The organism is Paracoccus aeridis (genome assembly GCF_004923205.2).
GTDB classification, from domain to species: Bacteria; Pseudomonadota; Alphaproteobacteria; order Rhodobacterales; family Rhodobacteraceae; genus Paracoccus; species Paracoccus aeridis.
Genome location: NZ_SELD02000015.1, coordinates 23,864 through 42,559, shown reverse-complemented (window position 1 = coordinate 42,559; position 18,696 = coordinate 23,864). Strand labels below are relative to the sequence as shown.

At 68.6% G+C, this 18,696-nt stretch carries 20 protein-coding genes and 1 riboswitch; of the genes, 10 read left to right on the top strand and 10 right to left on the bottom strand.

Annotation, left to right across the window (positions count from 1 at the left end; genetic code table 11):
• Positions 1 to 15 precede the first annotated feature (15 nt).
• From ELI80_RS06215 to ELI80_RS06170, 10 genes are all read left to right on the top strand, one after another.
• Entirely contained in the window at positions 16 to 1,086 is a 1,071-nt protein-coding gene (locus ELI80_RS06215) for an ABC transporter ATP-binding protein (protein WP_136650253.1), read from the top strand.
• Positions 1,083 to 2,255 carry an ABC transporter permease gene (locus tag ELI80_RS06210; RefSeq protein WP_136650252.1) on the top strand — a complete coding sequence of 391 codons (1,173 nt, stop codon included), beginning with the start codon at positions 1,083 to 1,085 and terminating at the stop codon, positions 2,253 to 2,255. Before ELI80_RS06215 ends, ELI80_RS06210 begins: the two co-directional genes overlap by 4 nt.
• Entirely contained in the window at positions 2,252 to 3,031 is a 780-nt protein-coding gene (locus ELI80_RS06205) for an ABC transporter permease (RefSeq protein WP_136650251.1), read from the top strand. Before ELI80_RS06210 ends, ELI80_RS06205 begins: the two co-directional genes overlap by 4 nt.
• A complete protein-coding gene (locus ELI80_RS06200; protein ID WP_161596430.1) occupies positions 3,028 to 4,077 on the top strand; it encodes a phosphotransferase in 1,050 nt (349 codons plus the stop codon). The genes ELI80_RS06205 and ELI80_RS06200 overlap by 4 nt, the downstream gene beginning before the upstream one ends.
• A gap of 14 nt (positions 4,078 to 4,091) precedes the next feature.
• Positions 4,092 to 5,372, top strand: coding sequence for an aspartate aminotransferase family protein (locus ELI80_RS06195; RefSeq protein WP_136650317.1), 1,281 nt, complete (start codon positions 4,092 to 4,094; stop codon positions 5,370 to 5,372).
• A gap of 609 nt (positions 5,373 to 5,981) precedes the next feature.
• Positions 5,982 to 6,140 carry a hypothetical protein gene (locus ELI80_RS06190; RefSeq protein ID WP_161596429.1) on the top strand — a complete coding sequence of 53 codons (159 nt, stop codon included), beginning with the start codon at positions 5,982 to 5,984 and terminating at the stop codon, positions 6,138 to 6,140.
• A gap of 172 nt (positions 6,141 to 6,312) precedes the next feature.
• A complete protein-coding gene (locus ELI80_RS06185; protein WP_136650250.1) occupies positions 6,313 to 7,536 on the top strand; it encodes a GTP-binding protein in 1,224 nt (407 codons plus the stop codon).
• Between the two features lie 8 nt (positions 7,537 to 7,544).
• Complete coding sequence (locus tag ELI80_RS16380; protein ID WP_328592235.1) at positions 7,545 to 7,907, top strand: DUF6525 family protein; 363 nt, start codon at positions 7,545 to 7,547, stop codon at positions 7,905 to 7,907.
• 9 nt (positions 7,908 to 7,916) lie between these two features.
• A complete protein-coding gene (locus tag ELI80_RS06175; protein ID WP_136650249.1) occupies positions 7,917 to 8,588 on the top strand; it encodes a DUF1007 family protein in 672 nt (223 codons plus the stop codon).
• Positions 8,573 to 9,550, top strand: coding sequence for a nickel/cobalt transporter (locus tag ELI80_RS06170; protein ID WP_136650248.1), 978 nt, complete (start codon positions 8,573 to 8,575; stop codon positions 9,548 to 9,550). Before ELI80_RS06175 ends, ELI80_RS06170 begins: the two co-directional genes overlap by 16 nt.
• Before the next feature lie 341 nt (positions 9,551 to 9,891).
• Here the strand turns inward: ELI80_RS06170 and ELI80_RS06165 are convergent, their stop codons facing one another.
• The 10 genes from ELI80_RS06165 to ELI80_RS06120 form a co-directional block, all read right to left on the bottom strand.
• Entirely contained in the window at positions 9,892 to 11,277 is a 1,386-nt protein-coding gene (locus ELI80_RS06165) for a PepSY-associated TM helix domain-containing protein (protein WP_136650247.1), read from the bottom strand.
• A gap of 38 nt (positions 11,278 to 11,315) precedes the next feature.
• The gene (locus tag ELI80_RS06160; RefSeq protein ID WP_136650246.1) at positions 11,316 to 11,696 is read right to left on the bottom strand and encodes a DUF2946 family protein; all 381 of its coding nucleotides are present in this window, start codon (positions 11,694 to 11,696) and stop codon (positions 11,316 to 11,318) included.
• A gap of 102 nt (positions 11,697 to 11,798) precedes the next feature.
• Complete coding sequence (locus tag ELI80_RS06155; RefSeq protein WP_136650245.1) at positions 11,799 to 12,230, bottom strand: pseudoazurin; 432 nt, start codon at positions 12,228 to 12,230, stop codon at positions 11,799 to 11,801.
• Positions 12,231 to 12,242: 12 nt separating this feature from the next.
• The gene (locus ELI80_RS06150; protein WP_136650244.1) at positions 12,243 to 13,019 is read right to left on the bottom strand and encodes an ABC transporter ATP-binding protein; all 777 of its coding nucleotides are present in this window, start codon (positions 13,017 to 13,019) and stop codon (positions 12,243 to 12,245) included.
• Positions 13,016 to 14,050: a FecCD family ABC transporter permease gene (locus tag ELI80_RS06145; protein WP_136650243.1), complete on the bottom strand. Its 1,035-nt coding sequence runs from the start codon at positions 14,048 to 14,050 to the stop codon at positions 13,016 to 13,018. Before ELI80_RS06145 ends, ELI80_RS06150 begins: the two co-directional genes overlap by 4 nt.
• Positions 14,047 to 15,057 carry an ABC transporter substrate-binding protein gene (locus ELI80_RS06140; protein ID WP_136650242.1) on the bottom strand — a complete coding sequence of 337 codons (1,011 nt, stop codon included), beginning with the start codon at positions 15,055 to 15,057 and terminating at the stop codon, positions 14,047 to 14,049. Before ELI80_RS06140 ends, ELI80_RS06145 begins: the two co-directional genes overlap by 4 nt.
• Positions 15,058 to 15,155: 98 nt before the next feature.
• Positions 15,156 to 15,354, bottom strand: a riboswitch (cobalamin riboswitch).
• A gap of 29 nt (positions 15,355 to 15,383) precedes the next feature.
• Entirely contained in the window at positions 15,384 to 16,334 is a 951-nt protein-coding gene (gene cobD, locus ELI80_RS06135; protein ID WP_136650241.1) for a threonine-phosphate decarboxylase CobD, read from the bottom strand.
• A complete protein-coding gene (gene cbiB / locus ELI80_RS06130) occupies positions 16,334 to 17,293 on the bottom strand; it encodes an adenosylcobinamide-phosphate synthase CbiB (RefSeq protein ID WP_201740563.1) in 960 nt (319 codons plus the stop codon). Before cbiB ends, cobD begins: the two co-directional genes overlap by 1 nt.
• Positions 17,283 to 18,056: a propanediol utilization protein gene (locus ELI80_RS06125; RefSeq protein WP_136650240.1), complete on the bottom strand. Its 774-nt coding sequence runs from the start codon at positions 18,054 to 18,056 to the stop codon at positions 17,283 to 17,285. Before ELI80_RS06125 ends, cbiB begins: the two co-directional genes overlap by 11 nt.
• Positions 18,053 to 18,628, bottom strand: a complete 576-nt coding sequence (locus ELI80_RS06120) for a histidine phosphatase family protein (RefSeq protein ID WP_136650239.1) — start codon at positions 18,626 to 18,628, stop codon at positions 18,053 to 18,055. Before ELI80_RS06120 ends, ELI80_RS06125 begins: the two co-directional genes overlap by 4 nt.
• Positions 18,629 to 18,696: the final 68 nt, after the last annotated feature.

The following is an 18,696-nucleotide window of genomic DNA, read 5'->3' as shown; positions in this document are numbered from 1 at the left end:
AGGGAGACCGACGGGGTGAGCCATTCCGGTATCAGGTTCGACAATGTCAGCAAGGCCTACGGCAACCTGAGGGTCGTCGAGGGCCTGGATCTGGACATTGCCGGAGGCGAATTCGTCAGCCTGCTCGGTCCCTCCGGATCTGGAAAGACGACCCTGCTCATGATGCTGGCCGGGTTCGAGGACGTGACCTCGGGCCGGATCCTCGTCGATGGCGCCTTGGTCAACGACATCCCGACCTATCGCCGGGACATGGGGGTCGTGTTCCAGAACTACGCGCTGTTTCCACATCTCGACATAGCCCGGAACGTGGCTTTTCCACTGGAAATGCGGGGCATGGGGCGGGCCGATATCCGGCAGCGCGTGGACCGTGCGCTGGAGATGGTCCAGCTGCTGCACCTGCGCGACCGCCGCCCCTCGCAGTTGTCGGGGGGGCAGCAGCAACGCGTGGCGCTGGCCCGCGCGCTGGTGTTCGAGCCAAGGGTGGTTCTGATGGACGAGCCGCTGGGAGCCCTGGACAAGCAGCTCCGCGAGCAGATGCAGCTGGATATCCGCGCCATCCACCGCCGGCTGGGGGTGACGATCGTGTTCGTGACCCATGACCAGCAAGAGGCGCTGACCATGTCGGACCGCATCGCGGTATTCGACAAGGGCAGGATCCAGCAGATCGGCACGCCGCGGGAAGTCTATGACCGGCCGGCCAACCGCTTCGTGGCCGAGTTCATCGGCGAAACCAACCTGTTGGCCGGCACGGTCGAGACGGCGGAAAACGGCGGCACGGCGGTGTCGCTGAGCGACGGCACGCGCATCGAGGGCCGCAGTCCAGCCGGTCTGGCAAGAGGAAGCGCAGCCTTGGCTTCGATCCGACCAGAGCGCGCGCGTCTTCATGCCGCGCGCCCTGCCGAGGGCAACGCCCTGCCGGCGCAGGTCACCGATATCCTCTATCAGGGCAGCCATATCCGCGTCGATCTGAAGGGCGCGGATGGGCAGCTGACGGTGCATCTGGACCGCTCTGCGGGCGAACCCGCAGTCGGCGCTCCCGTCTGGCTGGGGTTTGCGCCGGACGACTGCTGGATCATCTCGCCATGACCGGGCGGCGCAACCGCAGGCGCGCCGCGCTGCTGATCGCGCCGCTGGCGCTGTTTCTGGGCGTGTTCTTCTTCTGGCCGCTTGCGACGATGCTGGCGCAGTCGGTGTCGGACCCGGCCGTCGGCCGGGTCCTGCCGCTGACCTCCGCTGCGATCGCGGACTGGGACGGCCAGGGCGTTCCGCCCCCTGAAATCCAGCGGGCCTTCGCAACGGACCTGCACGAGGCGACGGACGATCTTGCCGTGGGCGACATGGTGCGGCGGCTCAACTCAGCCCAGTCCGGCTTCCGGTCTCTGATGAACAAGACCCTTCCCGCAGTGCGCGAGGACGTGGACGTCGATCTGGCGAGCCTCGACAGGAAATGGTCGAACCCCGCCTATTGGCAGGCCATCCGGGGGGCGGTTTCGCCCCTCACCGACCGCAACCTGCTGGCGACCATGGATCTGGAACGAAACGCCGGGGGCGAGATCAACCGGATGCCCGCGGGCAGTTCGGCAAATGGCGCAATCATCCTGCGCACGCTGGTCGTCTCGGCCATCGTGACGCTGTGCTGCCTGCTGATCGGCCTGCCTTACGCGATGATCGCGGCCTCGGTCACCGGCTGGCGCCGGGCTGTCCTGCTGGGCGCGGTCCTGTTGCCGCTGTGGACCTCGCTGCTGGTGCGGACGGCGGCCTGGTTCATCCTGCTTCAGGACAGCGGTCTCATCAACGGGATGCTGACCGGGCTCGGCATCGTCGATCAGCCGGTGCAGTTGATCTTCAACCGCCTGGGCGTCGTGATCGCGATGACCCATGTGCTGCTGCCCTTCATGGTGCTGCCGATCTATTCGGTTCTGGCCACGATCCCTGCCAACCTGATGCCGGCCGCGGCATCTCTGGGGGCGCGGCCCCTGCGGGCCTTCTGGCGGGTGCTGCTGCCCTTGGCCCTGCGTGGCATCCTGTCGGGCGTGCTGCTCGTCTTCATGACCGCCATCGGCTATTACATCACCCCGGCGCTGGTCGGAGGCGCAAACGACCAGATGATTTCGGCGGTCATCACCCAGTATGCGACGGGATCGGCCAACTGGGGAATGGCCGCGGCGCTCGGCGTCGTGCTGCTGGCCCTGACGCTGGTCCTTTATGCCTGCTATGGCTGGCTGTCGCGCGAAGATGCGGTGAGGCTGTCATGAGGTGGCTCAAGGGGGCCTACGCCAGCCTGGCCGTCATCTTCCTGATGGCGCCGCTCCTTGTGATCCTGCCGCTGGCGTTCACCTCCAGCGCGTTCCTTACCTATCCGATACCGTCGTTCTCGACGCGATGGTTCATCGAGCTCGTCGATAACGCGGTATGGCAGCGGTCGATCGTCAACAGCCTGATCATAGCGCCCTCCACCACCGCCCTCGCCACGGTGCTTGGGACGCTGGCCGCGCTGGGGCTGCGCGGCCGAGTGCCCTTCGCCGCCACGCTGCGGACCGTGTTCCTGCTGCCGATGGTCGTCCCGGCGGTCGTGATGGGCGTCGGGATGCAGGTGCTGTTCGTGCGCCTCGGCCTCGTCAACAGCTACCTGGGCGTGATCCTTGCCCATACCGTGCTGGCGATCCCCTTCGTGCTGATCAGCGTCTCTGGATCGCTCGCCGGGATCGACCGCCGGGTCGAGCGGGCCGCGGAAAGCCTGGGCGCCTCGCCGGTCCGCACCTTTACCCGGGTCACGCTGCCCCTGATGATGCCCGGCGTGCTGTCGGGCGCCGCGCTGGCATTCGCACTGTCGCTGGACGAGGTGGTGCTCACGCTGTTCGTTGCCGGACCGAACCAGCGGACGCTGGCGCGGCAGATGTTCTCGACCTTGCGCGAGAACATCAGCCCCGCCATCGCTTCGGCGGCTTTCATCATCATCGTGGGCACCGTTGTAGTCACGGCGCTCTTGTTCCTTGCAGGGCGCGGCTGGCAGAGGCAGCGCCGGTCGTGACCGGCCACGCCACGCCTCCCGAGCCTCTGCTAGAGGCCGATCCGCCGCCCGTGGGACCGGAAGATGCTGCGGCCATCGCGGCGCGGTTCTGGGGAATCGGGGGAGACTGCCACCCCCTTTCCAGCGAGCGAGACCGGAACTATCGCCTGACGACCCCTCGCGGTGAGCGGTTCCTGCTGAAGTTCTCAAATCCGGCCGAGGACCCTGCCGTCACCAACCTGCAGACCGGGGCGCTGCAGCACATCGCAGTCCGCGATCCCGGCCTGCTGGTGCCCAGGATCTGGCCCGACCTCGAGGGACAACCAGAGCGCCTGACGCCGCTGACAGACGGAACGCAGTCTGTCACCCGGATGCTGAGCTGGATCGACGGGGTGCCGCTTGGCAGTATCCCATCGACCAGGGCGCTGCGTGTGGGGGCGGGGCAAGCCCTGGGGCGCATTGCGACGGCCCTGTCGGATTTCGACCACCAGGCCGCCGACCACGACCTGCTGTGGGACATACGCAATGCCGGCCGCTTGGGGCAGTGGCTTCCCGCTGTCGCCGATCCCGGCTTGCAGGCGATCATCGCGGGCTGGCTCGGCCGGTTCGACCGGGACATCTCGCCGCGCGTCGACCGGTTGCGCCGCCAGCCGGTCCACAACGACCTCAACCCCCACAACGTCATGGTGAACGGCGCGCCGCCCGTGCTGGGCGTGATCGACTTCGGCGACATGGTGCGGACGGCCGTCGCGGCGGATGCGGCGATCGGGGCCTCGTACTTCGTGGCCGACTACGGGATCGAGGGGGCTTGCGAGTTCCTGGCCGGTTTCAATGCGGGTTGCCCTCTGGACGACGCCGAGTTGGACATCATGCCCGACCTGATCGCCATGCGGATGGTGACAACCCTCGTGATCTCGTCCTGGCGCGCGGCGCGCCACCCTGGCAACGCGGCCTACATCCTCAGGAACTTTCCAGCCCAGCGCGCCGGACTTGCGCTGCTCGCGGAAGATGGCGCGAGTATGCTGGCACAGGCGCTGAAACAGCAATGTCGCGGAGAAGCAGCTTGAAACAGCAGAACGGAATGCTGAATGCCTTCGATCCCGGATCGGCAAAGCTGGATCAGCGAACCGCTGCGCTCGTTGACCGCCGCGCGGCGGCACTGGGACCGGCCTATCGCCTGTTCTACGAGACACCGCTGCACATTGTCCGCGGCAAGGGCGCGCGGCTGTTCGATGCGGACGGCCGCAGCTATCTCGACGCCTACAACAACGTCGCCGGCGTTGGCCACTGCCATCCCCATGTGGTCGAGGCGATGGCGCGGCAGGCGGCCATCCTGGCCACGCATACGCGCTATCTGCACGAGGCCCCGCTGGCGTATGCCGAGAGGTTGCTGGCCACCCTGCCGCCGGAACTGGACCATTTCATGTTCACCTGCACCGGGTCCGAGGCGAACGACTTGGCGGTCCGCATCGCGCGAGCCGCAACCGGGCGGCAAGGCGTGATCGTGACCGAGAACGCTTATCACGGCGTCACGCTGGCGACCTCGGGCTTTTCGCCGGCATTGGGGCTGGGTGCGGAGCTGGCACCCTGGGTCCGGCGGGTTCCGGCGCCGGTGCCCGGCGATGGCGGCGGGGCGTTTCTCGACGCGGTCGAAGCCGCCACCCAGGACCTCGACAAGGCGGGCTGCGGGGTGTCCATGATGATCGTCGATTCTATCTTCAGCACCGATGGCGTCCTTCCCGATCCCGGCGGCGGCCTGCTGCGCCAGGCGGCCGACATCGTGAGAAATGCCGGCGGGATGTTTGTGGCCGATGAGGTTCAGTCCGGCTTCTGCCGGACAGGCGATGCCTTCTGGGGGTTCCAGCGGCACGGCGTCGTGCCGGACATGGTGTCGATGGGCAAAGGGATGGGCAACGGCTACCCGGTCGCGGGCTTGGCCGTGTCGCGCGACCCGGCTGCGGCCTTCGGCAACAAGGTTCGGTATTTCAATACCTTTGGAGGCAATCCGGTCGCAGCGTCGGTGGCGGGCGCCGTGCTTGAAGTTCTGGAGCAGGAAAGCCTGCAGGACAACGCTAGAACGGTAGGACGCGCGTTTCGCGATGCCCTTTCCGCGCTGTCCCGAAGGCATGACGCGGTCGGGGAAGTCCGCAGCGCCGGCCTGTTCCTGGGGGTCGACATCGCAGTCGGGCCGGCTCAATCCAAGACGGCGCACTGGATCGTCAATTCCATGCGGGACCGCGGCGTGCTGCTGTCAACGGCAGGCGCCGACGGCGCGACATTGAAAATCCGGCCGCCTCTCGTGTTTAGCATGGCCGATGTTGCCGATTTCGTCGCAGCCCTGGAGCAAACGCTGCTAAGCTGAGAAGCCCGTCGTCCAGCACCGACCCCGGATCACTCGTCAGCGTTACAAAGCCCCGGCGGCTGATCTCCCGCGGCGGCAGACTGAATGGGCATAACATGACACGGGGGCATTGTTTCCCGCGAAGAATACGAACGCGTCCGCGCAGGGCCAAAGATCTGGGCGGCCCTCGAGACCCTTGACCTTTCAAGCCTGCCGTGCCGCGAGTGAAGACGCACCAATTCTGCAGACTTCATGATCCGCCAGATGAACTGGGAGATCCCCTTGCGTCTGCCTTCCTGCTGTCGTCGAAAGTCTTTGCCGGCCCATTTTCGTGGGCTCATTACATCACCGCGAGCCGTTGCGGTGATAACGGTAATGCCGTGAGGATTTAGGATCCCGCCGCCATCAGATGTATGTTGCGTTCTAGGGCACGCGCAGCATCTTCCGGAAATGCTCAGGCACTGCCTCCGGGAGGTCCCACTCTATGGTGATCGGCTTCTCACCGCGCCAGCCTGCGAAGCGTGGCTCTCCGAGGTAGAGGAAGGGTGCCGCCCTCTCCCCACGCAGCTTCTCGCTGCGCACGAACAGGTGCACCCGATGGCCGGGCGTCTGACCCGACAGGATCTGGCAATGTTCGATTTGTTGGGCGGCGAAGGCAAAGCCTCGGGCATCTACCGGCTCTACCGCAAGGAAGGGTTGACCGTTGGCAAACGCGGCGCGTGCCCCGCAAGGCGATCCACAAATGGCCCGCGCTGCATGTCCGCATCGTCAGGCCGTCTGCGGTCGTGACCACGGCTACGGGGCTTTGCCGGTACGGTATTGAAGTGCGAAGCGCTGCGGTGGCCCAACAGGCCTGAGCCTCCGGGCAGGCGCTGCCGGGTCGGTTCACGCCCTTCGGGCTTGATCCGCCGCTGCGCGGCAGCTAATCACGCTATGTAATAACATAACTAGCAAGGAAGTCATGCCCGTGACCCGTCCCGCCCGCGATCCGCGCCTGCCCGTCACCGTCCTGTCGGGCTTCCTGGGCGCCGGCAAGACAACGCTGCTGAACCATGTCCTGAACAATCGCGACGGCCGCCGGGTGGCGGTGATCGTGAACGACATGTCCGAGGTGAACATCGACGCCGATCTGGTGCGCGAAGGCACGACGCTGTCCCGGTCCGAGGAAAAGCTGGTCGAGATGACCAACGGCTGCATCTGCTGCACCCTGCGCGACGACCTGCTGCAAGGGGTGCGCGCGCTCGCGGCCGAGGGCCGCTTCGACTACCTGCTGATCGAAAGCACCGGCATCGCCGAGCCATTGCCGGTCGCCGCGACCTTCGACTTCCGCGACCAGGACGGGCGCAGCCTGTCCGATGTCGCGCGGCTCGACACGATGGTGACGGTGGTCGATGCGGTGAACCTGACGCGCGATTTCTCGAGCCACGACTTCATCGCCGAGCGTGGCGAGAGCCTTGGCGAAGAGGATGAGCGGAGGCTGGTCGACCTGCTGACCGACCAGATCGAGTTCGCCGACGTCGTCGTGCTGAACAAGGTCAGCGAGGCGGGGCCGCTGCGCCTCGACCAGGCGCGCAAGATCGTGCGGGCCCTGAACCCCGACGCGAAGCTGATCGAGACCGATTTCAGCCGCGTGGACCCGGACGCGATCTTCGACACCGGGCTTTTCGACTTCGACCGCGCGCATCTGCATCCGATGTGGGCCAAGGAGTTGTACGGCTTCGAGCATCATGGGCCCGAGACCGAGGAATACGGCATCTCGTCCTTCGTCTATCGCGCGCGCCGACCGTTCGATCCGCAGCGGATCCATGACGTCCTGAACGCCGATTTGCCGGGCGTGATCCGGGCGAAAGGGCATTTCTGGATCGCCTCGCGGCCGAACTGGGCGGTCGAGTTCTCGCTGGCAGGCGCCATGTCCTCGGTCCGGCCGCTGGGTGGCTGGTGGGCGTCGGTGCCCGACGAGCGCTGGCCGACCGATCGCGACAGCCTCGCGGAGGTTGCGAAGAAGTGGCAGGAACCCTGGGGCGACCGGCGGCAGGAACTGGTGTTCATCGGTGCGGGAATGGACCGCGCGGCCATTACCGCGCGCCTGGATGCGGCCCTGGTCGACGCCGATGCCTTCACGCCCGAGGCATGGTCGGACCTGCCCGACCCGTTCCCGGCCTGGGGCGCGCGGCAGGTCGCCTGAGAAGGTGCATGATGGCCCGCCGGAATCTTGCCACCAGCCTGCGCCGCCGCAGATGCCCGCATCCGATGATGTATTACGACCGGCTTCCGGCAGAGCTGCGCCTGTGGCTGGCCGGCGCTGCCCTGCCGTGGAGCCCGCGTTCGGCCCTCAAGCTCTGGCAGCGGTTCGAGCGGGAATGCCGGGGCGACGCAGTCGCGATGCGCCGTCGTCTCGATCAGGCCGAGGCGCGGATGCTGGCGCGCGATGCGCCCCGGATCTGGGGCATGGGCTACCCGCCGGCGGAGGTGACCGCTGGGCGAGGCGCATCTGTCACGGCTGTTCCTCGCCGAAACCTGCGCGGTGGACTGGCCGCAGACACCGCGCCTCTGTAGAAAGCGCGCATGCGCCTTGTCCCACTTCTTCTTGCCGCGCTCGCGGCCCTGCCGGTCGCCGTGCCGCGGCCGGCTGCGGCGCATCCGCATGTGTTCATCGATGCTGACGCGGCGCTCGTCTTCGGCAAGTCCGGCCGATTGGAGGCGGTTCGCGTCACCTGGACCTATGACGAGTTCTACAGCCTGATGATGATCGAGGATGCGGGGCTGGACGCCGACGGCGACGGCACGCCGGACCCCGCGCTGCTGCGCGCTTTTGCCGGGAAGGACGTGGACTGGGAGGCCGGTTTTCCCGGACATATCGTCCTCGACCAGCAGGATCGGCCGATTTCCCTGGGCCCGCCGCGCGATCACGACGCCCGCTATGCCGACGGCCGCATCGTCACCTCGCATCTGCGGCCGCTGCGCGATCCCGTCGCGGTGACGGCGGCCCGCCCCCTGCGGCTGCGGATCTATGATCCGGAATACTTCGTGGCCTACGACACGCCGCGTGAGCCCACGATCGAAGGGCGCCGCGATTGCCGTGTCTCGCGCCACGCGCCGGATACCACGGGGCAAGAGGAGCTTCTGGCGGCGCTGCAGGCGCTCGACATGGAGGCCGACTCTCTTCAGGTCATGCGCATGGCCGACGTGGGCGTGTCCTTTGCCGAACGGTTCGAGATCGCATGCGGCGCGCGCTGATTGCGGTTGCGGGGGTCGTCGCATTGCTGCTGGTGGTGTTGCTTCATCAGCATCACGCCGAGATCGTGCGCTGGGCATCCGGCATGCAGCGCGACTTCCAGAACGGCCTTGAGCACAGCCTGCGTGCCCTCAAGGCCGGGGACGGGGGCGCATGGGCCGGGCTGATGGGCCTGTGCCTGGGCTACGGCTTCGTCCATGCCGTCGGGCCGGGGCATGGCAAGTTCCTGATCGGAGCCTACGGGGCCGCGCGCCCCACGGGACTTGGACGTCTGGCCGCCGCGACGGTCGCCGCGTCCCTCGGGCAAGCGGTCACGGCGGTGCTGCTTGTCCTTGGCGGCGTCGGCCTTTTCTCGGTCACGCGGCAGCAGCTGACGAACCTCGCGGAAACGACGCTCACGCAACTCAGCTTCGTGTCGATCCTGCTGATCGGGCTGTGGCTGATCCTGCGCGGCGGGCGCCGCGCAGGACGGCTGATTGCAACGGCGCCCGTGCCCCAGCCTGCGGGCCACATGGGCGGGAACGCGCATCATCTGCATGGCCACGGCTCGTCGATCGGCGAAGGGCATGGACATCGGCATGACATCGACCACCTCCACCGCTGCGGGGATTGCGGCCACGCCCATGCACCCTCGCCGCAGGCCATCGCCGCGGCGACCAGCCGGCGAGAGCTTGCGTCGGTCATCCTGGCCATCGCGATCCGCCCGTGCAGCGGCGCGATCCTGCTCCTCGTGCTGACCTGGCAGATGGGCATCCTGGCCGCGGGCATTGCCGGAGCCTTCGCCATGGCTCTGGGCACGGCCTGCCTGACCCTGCTGGCGGCGTTCATCGGCACGGGTCTTCGTCGCGGAGCGATTGCGGGTCTGGGCGGTTCCGTCGCGCTGCGCGGCGTTGCCGCCGGTTTCGAGCTGGTGGCGGGGTTGATCGTCGTCCTTCTGGCGGCCGAGGCGCTCGGCCTCATCTGACGCAGAGACCTGCATCCGACGCTGTGGCGCGCGGCGTCGGCGCGAACGCCACAGCGTCGAGGACAGGCGCCTCTACCCCGCGCCACCGCTCGCGGTCCAAAAGCTTCACGGTAAGGGCAAGACCCGGCACGGACGCGCCCGCGCGGTGCGACGCGGGCTCCACAACAAGCGCATCCGGCAGGCGTCCGACCAGCCCTGTCGCGGCGACGGCGCCGCGCCGCAGCTTCCCCGCAGCGGACGATCACTGCAGGGAAGCAGATTTGTGCCGGCGCTACCTGCGGTGCAGGACGACGCGGTCTTCGCACCGCGCCGCCAGAATGTGGCCTGCCCCGATCAGGCCGTCAGACAGCCGGTGCCGGACGGCGCCTGTTCGTTGCCCGCTGCCAGATCAGGTCCAGCGCGATCATCACCAGAAGCGACAGCCCCGTCAGCGGGAACAGCGCGCCCCCGATGCCGAGGAGGACCAGCAGGCCGATGAACACCCTGCGGTCCGACGGCAGCGGCGGCACGCCGAGGCTGCCCGACGGGCGCCGCTTCCACCACATCACCGCGGCCGAGACCGCCAGCAGGACGATGCCGATACAGGCCAGCAGCAGCACGATCTGGTTCGCCACGCCGTAGGTCTGGCCCATGTGGGTGTTGATGCCCCATTCCAGCGCACGGCCCAGCGGACCGTATTCGGCATAGGTCATGTCCACCAGCGGCTCGCCCGTGTACTGGTCCAGATGGACGACGCGCTGCCGGCTCAGGTCGTCGGGATAGACCGAGCCGGAAAAGACCCCGGTCGGCGTCGTCGGCAGGGCGACCGCATAGCCGCGATGCAGGCCGAGTTCGTCGAAGATCCCGACTGCTGCGTCGATGCCGATCGACTCCATCCCGGCCATGGGCGGCGCGGTCTCGGGGATGCGCGCCTGTTCCAGCGACCACGAGGTGGGCGCGATGTGGTCCAGATGCTCCTCGGACATGGGGACGCCGATGCGAAGTCCGGCGGGATAGCCGAAGTTGCTGCCGTTGGCCCATTCGTTGACCTTGGCGCCCCAGACCGAGGACCACGGCAGGCCGGTGATGGCCAGGAACAGGATGAACCCGCCGACGAACAGCCCTGTGACGGCGTGCAGGTCGCGCCAGAAGACCCGCCGCGCCGGCGTCCCCCGCACCGACACCACGCCGCCCCGCTGGCCACGCGGCCACCACAGGTAGATGCCGGTCAGCACCAGCAGGATGGCCCAGCCCGCCACGATCTCGATCACCATGCGCGGGGTCGCGCCGAAGAAGCGCAGCGAGTGCAGGTAGCGCACCGTCCAGGCGAAGGTGCTGCGGTCCGGGCGCACCTCCAGCACCTCGCCGCTGTATTGGTTGACATAGACGGCCATCGAGCCGCCGGTCTCGGGCTTGACGGTGATCTCGGTCGAAAGGTTGTCGGCCGCAGGGTCGGTGTATTTCAACGCCGTTCCGGGCTGGGCCGCCAAGGCCGCCGCGATGATCTGGGAGGGCGCGAGCCGCTGCTCCTCGGCCGGGGCGACCTGCATGAAGTCGGCGTGGACCCATGTGTCCACCTCGTCGCGGAACAGGTAGATGGCCCCGGTGATCGCCAGGGTGATCAGGAAGGGCAGGATCAGCAGCCCGGCATAGAAATGCCAGCGCCAGACCGCCCGGTAGAGGTCGGAGGCGCCGCCGTCCCGCGCGGCGGCTTTCGGGACTGTGCTCCCGTTGGTTGCTTCGGTCATGTTGGTCATCCAGTCTGATGGTTTCGGTGAGGAAAGCGTCAGACAGAGGGGGGAGGCCCGGTGGATGGCGGCAGGCCGGTCGCGCGCGACACGGCCACGACCGTTTCGGCGGCCGGCCACGCAAGGTGCCTGGCGAACAGCGAAGGCCGGGCAACCACTGTCGGAGGCACGAAGTCGACCACGGACTGGCTAGCTGCCCAGGGGCAGTAACCCGGGCGGGTCTTGTCCTTCCCGCCGTCTTCCCGATCGGAAACCGGCTCCATGGTGACCGGATCGAAGGCCATCCGGGTAACGCCATCGCCGCTGCAGATGACAAGCACCACCGCGCCGTTCCCGGCCCGCGCCGGCATGGTGCCCGGCGCGATCAGCGATGACAGCAGGATAAGCAGAAGTCCTGCCCAGAGGGCCGCAACGCGCATGTGTCGTCCAGGTACCCGGGTCATGGTCCAGCGATACGGCAAACCCGGGCCTGGAACAACGGCGGTCCTGAACTCACGACGCCCCTGTTTCCATACCAAAGATCAATGACCCGGCCCGCGACGGGCGATGATGTCCAGCATGCGCTCCCGTGCGGCGGGCGGCAGGTCGTCGGGCAGGTCGGCCTTCGTTGCAGGCGTGTCGCCGACCTGGATCAGCATCACCATGCCCATGGTGTAATGGGGCGAGCACCTGATCCCCCAGATGCCCTCTTGGGTCAGCGTGACCTCGATCTCCTCGTTGATCCTGCCGACGAACCTTTCGCCGTCGCCGGGGATCATGCCGTCGATGGTGGCGGCGTTGTGGCCGGGGCTCGCGGCGATGAACTTCACGCTGTCGCCGGGCCGGACGACCAGGTAGTCCGGCTCGAACGGCATCGGGCCCTTGTCGTTGCGGTTGAGCATCCTGACCTCGTGCGTATCGGCAAGGGCCGCAAACGGCAGGAGGCAGGAAAGAAGCGCGGCGCGGATCAGCAAGGCAATGTCCTTTCAGGCGAGGCGTTGGAAGGCGAAAAGCGGCAAGCCGTCGGCCGGATGCGCGATCAGTCGGGCATCGACGGCGAAGATCCTGCGGATCAGGGCCGGGGTCAGGATGTCGAGCGGCGCGCCCAGCGCCACGCAGCGGCCGGACTGCATCACCATGACGCGGTCGCAGCGCAGCGCGTGATGCATGTCGTGCAGCGCGATCACGGTCGTGACCGGAAGCTGAGAGACCAGGTCGAGGATCGCAAACTGGTGGTGGATGTCCAGGTGGTTCGTAGGCTCGTCCAGCAGCAGGATCTGCGGCGCCTGGGCATGGGCCCGCGCGATGTGGACGCGCTGGCGTTCGCCCCCCGACAGCGTGGACCAGTCCCGCGCCGCCATCCGGTCCATGCCGACGGCCAGCAAGGCAGCCTCGACGGCTTCGTCGTCCCTGGCGCTCCAGGGCCGAAGGGGCCCGAGCCAGGGCGTGCGGCCCAGTTCCACCGCGTCGCGGACCGAGATCCGATCGCCCGTATCCGCCGACTGGGACACCATGGCGAGCCGCCGGGCGATCTGCTGGCGCCGCAATCGCGCCATCGGCTGGCCCGCAAGGCGGATCTCGCCCCGGCTCGGCGGCAGCAGTCCCGCCATCATGCTGAGCAGCGTGGACTTGCCCGAACCGTTCGGGCCGATGATGCCCAGCATCTCGCCTTCGTGCAGGCACAGGTTCACGTCCGAGACGAGATCCCGCCCCTGCACGGTCCGGGTGGCGCCGACGAGTTCGAGAAGGGGCGTATCGCTCATCGCCGCCTGCCCCGGACCATGACGACCGCGAAGGCCGGTGCGCCCACCAGCGCGGTGATGACGCCGATGGGCAGCACCTGTCCGGGGATGACGATGCGCGACACCACGTCGGACAGGACAAGGAAGACCGCGCCCGCGAGCGCCGTCGCCGGGACCAGCCGGGCATGGCGCACGCCCACGAGGAAGCGCATCGCGTGCGGCACGACCAGCCCGACGAAGCCGATGGCCCCGGCGATCGAGACCACGACGGCCGTCGCCAAAGCGGCGGTCCCGATCAGCACCACCCGCGCCCGGCGCACGTCGATCCCCAGCGCCGCGGCGCTGTCGGCGCCGAAGGTGAAGGCGTCGAGCGTCCGCACGTGCCACAGCGCGACGCCCAGGCCCAGCAGCGCCACGGGCAGCGCCAGCCGGATGTCCGGCCAGCGCACGCCCGAAAGATTGCCCAGAAGCCAGAACATGATCCCGCGCGCCTGCTCGGCGCTGGCCGACTGCGCGATGATCAGCGCGGTCGTGGCGTTGAACATCTGCGAGCCGGCGATGCCCGCCAGGATGATGATGCCGGTGGTCTGGACGCCCGTCCCCCGCGCCGCGCGGGCGAGGATCGCGACCAGACCAAAGGCGACCAGCGCGCCCGCGAAGGCCCCGGCCGACATGCTGATCACCCCCGCGCCGAAGCCCGCCACGGCCACCGCGACGGCCCCGGTCGAGGCCCCGGCCGAGATCCCCAGCAGATAGGGCTCGGCCAGGGCGTTGCGCAGCAGCGCCTGAAGGACCAGCCCCGACAGCGCCAGGCTGGCGCCGCCACAGGCCGCCACCGTGGCGCGCGACAGCCGGTAATGCCAGATCACGCTGGCATCCACGGAATCGGGGACGGCGGCCGTCAGGCCGGTCTTGCTGGCCAGCACCGCCACCACGGTGGAAAGGGGTATCCGCGTCTCGCCCACGGCGGTGCCGAACAGCAGCGCCGCGGCCAGCAGGGCGGGCGCAAGCCACAGCCAGCCCGCGCCGCGGACCGCAGCGCCGCGCCTCATCGGCTCAGGCCAAGACCGGCGAGCGCATCCGACAAGGATTCCAGCCCGTAGATCGCGCGGATGGAAGGGTCCATCGCATGGGCTTCCAGCGTCAGGATGCGGTCGTTCTTCACCGCCTCCATCTGGCTGGTCACGGGATCGCTGCTCAGGAACCCGCGCTTGACGGCGATGTCGTCGGCGGGAAAGCGGCGGCGGTTCATCTCGGCCGCGACGATGAAGGTGGGATTGGCGCGGGCGATGGTTTCCCAGCCGACGGTCGGCCATTCCTCGTCGGAGGTGACGACGTTTCTCACGCCCAGCTTGGACAGCATCCAGCCCGGCACGGCGTTGACGCCCGCGACGTAGGGATCGATCTGGGTGTCGGCCGAGGAATACCAGAACACCCCCGACAGATCGTCGGGCAGGTTCAGCGCCTGCGCCTGCGCGATTGCCGCGGCCTCGCGCGCCTTCAGGTCGGCGATCAGGGCCTCGCCCCGCTCGGCGACGTCGAAGATCCGCGCCAGCTCGCCGATGCCCTGGTAAAGAAGGGCGGTGTCGAACAGCACCGTGCGCGCGCCGTCCATGCCCTGGCTGTTGTTCTTGCCGACGCAATCGGTCGGCATGACCCAGCTGGGGATACCGGCATCGTCGAACATCTCGCGCGTGCCGACCACGCCCTCGGGGCCGATCATCCATTCATAGGCGGCCACGGCCAAGCCGGGCCGTTTCGCCAGCACGCTTTCGAAGCTGGGGGCATTGTCCGCCAGGCGCTGGACCTTCGCATCCACCCCGGCGAACTCGGGCAGGACCGGGTTGATCCACAGCGCCGTGCCCGCCACCTTGTCGGCCAGGCCCAGCATGTACAGGATCTCGGTCGTGCTCTGGCCGATGCTGACGACACTTTCGGGCGCCTTGTCGAAGGTGACCTCGTGGCCGCAGCTGGTGAGTGTCAGGGGATAGTCCGTGCCCGCGAACGCCATCGGCGCCGCAACCAGGACGGCAAGGGCCGCCGCTGTCATCCTCAGCATGATATGTCCTTCCGCTACATCATGGACGGGCCGGACGAGCGGACGGACTCCGGGCGGCAGCGCACGGAACGCGTTCCCTCCCGAGCCGACCCGCTCGGATTGGTCAAACTGCGTCGGCAGGTCTCCTGACTGACGGGTCATCGCCGGCCCGACCTTCCCAGACCCCGAAGGGTCCAGTGGCATATCCGGGCGCGGCTCACCGCCTACAGTTGCGGGGGCAGTTCCGTTTCGGGACGCGAGGCCCCGGCGGATTCCCTTTCCGACACGGCTTCCCTAGCCGCGGGAATCAGTGGTGGCAAGCTTGGTGAACAGGGACGCTTTCGGCATCAGGCGCCGAGCGCCGCCCCGAGCCGCTGCCATTCGCCTTCGTTTCCCGGCAGGCCAAGGCGGAGCCATCTGTCGGAATAGGGGAACCGGCGCGTCCAGATGTGGCGCCGCGCCAGCGTGGCCTGCGCCTGGCGCGCATCCGGTGTCTCGTAGAGGCGGAAAAGATGCGTGCCCCCCGCGCGGGTCCAGCCGGCGCCTGCCGCCAGATCGTCCAGCCGGGCCGCCTCGGCGGACAGGCGGCGGATGGTTTCGCGGCGCCAGTCCTGATCGCCAAGCGCGATCCGCCCGATTTCGAGGGCAGGCCCGGAAACGGGCCAGGGACCGGCGAGCGCGGACATCCGGCGGATCACATCCCCGCCGCCGTAGACGAAGCCCAGGCGCAGGCCCGCCAGCCCCCAGAACTTGCCGAAAGAACGCAGGACAAGCAGGCTTTCGCCGGCCTCAGCCAGGAGGCTGTCACCCGGTGCGGGATCGGCGAAGCTTTCGTCGACGACCAGCCGTCCGACCGGCAGGTTGCGCAAAGCCTTCCTGCAATGACGGCGCCCGTCCGGGTTGTTGGGGTTCACGACGACAGCGAGGTCCGCGCCGGACAGGGCTTCCAGTCGTCCCACTTCCTCGACGCGCCATCCTGCCTGCCGCAGGCAGGCCGCGTGTTCGTTGTAGGTCGGGGCGAGAACCCTCGCCACCCCGGGTCTTCCCAGCAGGGGGATCATCTGGATCGCCGCCTGCGCGCCCGCAAGCGCAAGCCCCGGCGCGGCGGTGCCGAAGGCGCGCGCGGCGGCGTCCATCAGCGCGGCCCTGGCGCTTGCGGTGGGAAGGTTCGTCCATGCCTCGGGCGGAAGCCGGGGCACGGGATAGGGGCGGCGGTTGATGCCGGTGGACAGGTCGATCCAGTCCCCCTGCCCCCACCGGGCGCGGGCCTCGTCAAGGTTGCCGCCGTGGTCGCGCATCAGGATGCCCCGGTGATGACGGGCAGCAGCGCCCAGAGGATCAGGGCGGCCGCCAGCATCAGCATGGCCCGCCGGTAGAGCCGGAGTCCCTGTGTCACGGATGCCGGCGACGGATCGGGTGCGCCCTCGTTCAGCCACGGCTCGGGCGCGACATGGCCGTCGTAGATCCTCGGCCCTGACAGGCGAACGCCCAGCGTCCCCGCCATGGCCCCCTCGGGCCAGCCTGCATTGGGCGAGCGGTGCCGGCGCGCATCTCGCAGCATGACCCCGCCCGCACGCAGCGGCTTGCCGGAAGCCAGCGCGAACAGCCCTCCGGTCGCCCGCGCCGGGATCAGGTTCACCAGGTCGTCCAGACGGGCCGACGCCCAGCCGAACTGCAGATGCCGCGGGTTGCGGTGGCCGATCATGGAATCCAGCGTGTTGATCATCTTGTAGGCGGCGATCCCCGGCAGACCCGCGACCGCCCCCCAGAAGACCGGGGCCACGATCCCGTCCGAGGTGTTCTCGGCCAGGCTCTCCAGCGCGGCCCGGGCGACGCCCGCCTCGTCAAGGGCGTCGGGATTGCGCCCGACGATCTTCGAGACGGCACGGCGCGCACCCGGCAGATCGCCCGCGATCAGGGGTTTCTCGACGGCCGCGACATGGTCGTGCATGGACCGCACCGCGACCAGCGGCCAGGCGAGAAGGCCGCCTGCAAGAACGCCCAGCGCATTGCCCGGCAACAGCAGCTGCATGGCTATGGACGGCAGGAGCACGGCGGTCAGGCACAGGCCAAGGGTCACCGCCCCTGTCAGCCTGCGCGGGAAACGCGCTTGGTTCAGCCGTGCTTCCAGGCTGGAAATGAGGCGCCCGCCCCAGGTGACCGGGTGTCCGATGCGGGCATAAACCCAGTTCGGCCAGCCGATCAGCCGGTCAACGGCGATCGCGACCACCATCATCGCGGGAAAGTCAGCAATCATCGCTTCCAAACCGCAGGATGCCAGTAAATCCGGCCGTCTTCAGCGCGGACGCCGCCTCGGGCGGAACCTCGCCCTTCGGGAAGATCAGCCCTCTCGCCGAGCCGGTATGCGCGATCACGAACCCCACGGCCCCGAGGCTTCGGGCAAGGTGTTCGGTGGGATCATCCGCCGGTCCGCGCCGCCGCAGGCAGCGCCGGGCGCTTTCGCAGGCGAGTTCACCGAAGACGCGCAGGCTGCGCGCGCCTTCCCAGTCCTGGGCGAGGTCGGACACGTCCGGAAAGTCCAGATCCTCGGGATCCGTGGGGCGCGACGCTCCGAAATAGCCGCCGACGATGTCATGCGGAGGAAGCGCCGGCATCTTCTTCAGGACGCGGCCCTCGCGCGAGGCCCAGAGCAGGCGCGCGGGATGCGGAAAGGCCAGCGGGTCCGACGCCCCCTCATGCGCCACGCAGGCCGCCATGAGCCGCTCGGGCGGCCCGTCCCAGCCATGAAGCCGCGCGGCCGCGATCAGCGTTGCGGTCGAGATACCCGTGCCTGCACCCGGGGGCGAAAGCGGCGAAACCATGATCATTCCGCCGCCCGCAAGGTCCAGGGCGCCGAGGAAACCGCAGAGCGGGTCGGCCTGCGGCATCTCCCCGCGCTCCAGCCGCGCCTCGAGGCCCGTGGCCGGACAGGGAACCGTGATGAGGCCAAGAAGACCCTCCGGTCCCAGCCTGCCCTGCAGGTATTCCCCGAAATGCCCCTGAACCCTGACGGTCTTCATGGCTGCCAGTTGACCTTGGCGACGGACCACTGGCCCTGGGGGCCGACGTGAAAGCGGGTCAGCGACAGCGGCGACACGTGGAATGACAGCGCGCCGGGAATGGAACCCGTCGCATGGGCCAGCGCCGCGCGGACGGTGCCCGCATGGGCGGTCACGACATGGACCCCCGGCTCGGCGGCGAGGTCCGAGAGGACGGGGATGGTGCGGGCGCAAAGCTCCCGGAAGCTTTCGCCGTTGGGCGGGCGGTGGTCGGCCAGCGCCTCCGGGGTCAGGGGGCCGAGGTCGGGAAGGGCTGCGTGGTCCAAACCCTCCCAGTCACCGAAGCCTTGTTCCCACAGCCTCTCGTCAGACGTCACGGACAGGCCGGGCAACAGCGCTTCTGCCGTCATGAGGCAGCGCCGGGCCGGAGAACTGGTCAGCCGCGCCCCGCGGGGCAGGCGCGCGGCGACGGCCGCGATCCTCACCCGGTCCGACAGGTCGGCCGGCAGGTCGAGCCGGCCGGCCAGGCGCCCTCCTCCGGCGACCGGCGCGTGGCGGATCAGGATGATTTCCGCGCCCTGCCCTTCAGGCATCGCGCAGCGGCCCTTCAGTCATCGGTCGCACTGTGATTAAGCATCGGCCAGGCAAAGACACGGACTAT

What these genes read in the sequence shown, in the direction of transcription:
- ELI80_RS06120 (WP_136650239.1), bottom strand. Translation starts at nt 18,628, where the DNA reads ATGCCTGAAGGGCAGGGCGCGGAAATCATCCTGATCCGCCACGCGCCG.
- ELI80_RS06160 (WP_136650246.1), bottom strand. Translation starts at nt 11,696, where the DNA reads ATGCGCGTTGCGGCCCTCTGGGCAGGACTTCTGCTTATCCTGCTGTCA.
- ELI80_RS06210 (WP_136650252.1), top strand. Translation starts at nt 1,083, where the DNA reads ATGACCGGGCGGCGCAACCGCAGGCGCGCCGCGCTGCTGATCGCGCCG.
- ELI80_RS06140 (WP_136650242.1), bottom strand. Translation starts at nt 15,057, where the DNA reads ATGCTGAGGATGACAGCGGCGGCCCTTGCCGTCCTGGTTGCGGCGCCG.
- ELI80_RS06150 (WP_136650244.1), bottom strand. Translation starts at nt 13,019, where the DNA reads ATGAGCGATACGCCCCTTCTCGAACTCGTCGGCGCCACCCGGACCGTG.
- ELI80_RS06205 (WP_136650251.1), top strand. Translation starts at nt 2,252, where the DNA reads ATGAGGTGGCTCAAGGGGGCCTACGCCAGCCTGGCCGTCATCTTCCTG.
- ELI80_RS06145 (WP_136650243.1), bottom strand. Translation starts at nt 14,050, where the DNA reads ATGAGGCGCGGCGCTGCGGTCCGCGGCGCGGGCTGGCTGTGGCTTGCG.
- ELI80_RS06190 (WP_161596429.1), top strand. Translation starts at nt 5,982, where the DNA reads ATGTTCGATTTGTTGGGCGGCGAAGGCAAAGCCTCGGGCATCTACCGG.
- ELI80_RS16380 (WP_328592235.1), top strand. Translation starts at nt 7,545, where the DNA reads ATGATGGCCCGCCGGAATCTTGCCACCAGCCTGCGCCGCCGCAGATGC.
- ELI80_RS06195 (WP_136650317.1), top strand. Translation starts at nt 4,092, where the DNA reads ATGCTGAATGCCTTCGATCCCGGATCGGCAAAGCTGGATCAGCGAACC.
- cobD (WP_136650241.1), bottom strand. Translation starts at nt 16,334, where the DNA reads ATGCGCGACCACGGCGGCAACCTTGACGAGGCCCGCGCCCGGTGGGGG.
- ELI80_RS06125 (WP_136650240.1), bottom strand. Translation starts at nt 18,056, where the DNA reads ATGAAGACCGTCAGGGTTCAGGGGCATTTCGGGGAATACCTGCAGGGC.
- ELI80_RS06175 (WP_136650249.1), top strand. Translation starts at nt 7,917, where the DNA reads ATGCGCCTTGTCCCACTTCTTCTTGCCGCGCTCGCGGCCCTGCCGGTC.
- ELI80_RS06165 (WP_136650247.1), bottom strand. Translation starts at nt 11,277, where the DNA reads ATGACCGAAGCAACCAACGGGAGCACAGTCCCGAAAGCCGCCGCGCGG.
- ELI80_RS06170 (WP_136650248.1), top strand. Translation starts at nt 8,573, where the DNA reads ATGCGGCGCGCGCTGATTGCGGTTGCGGGGGTCGTCGCATTGCTGCTG.
- ELI80_RS06185 (WP_136650250.1), top strand. Translation starts at nt 6,313, where the DNA reads ATGCCCGTGACCCGTCCCGCCCGCGATCCGCGCCTGCCCGTCACCGTC.
- cbiB (WP_201740563.1), bottom strand. Translation starts at nt 17,293, where the DNA reads ATGATTGCTGACTTTCCCGCGATGATGGTGGTCGCGATCGCCGTTGAC.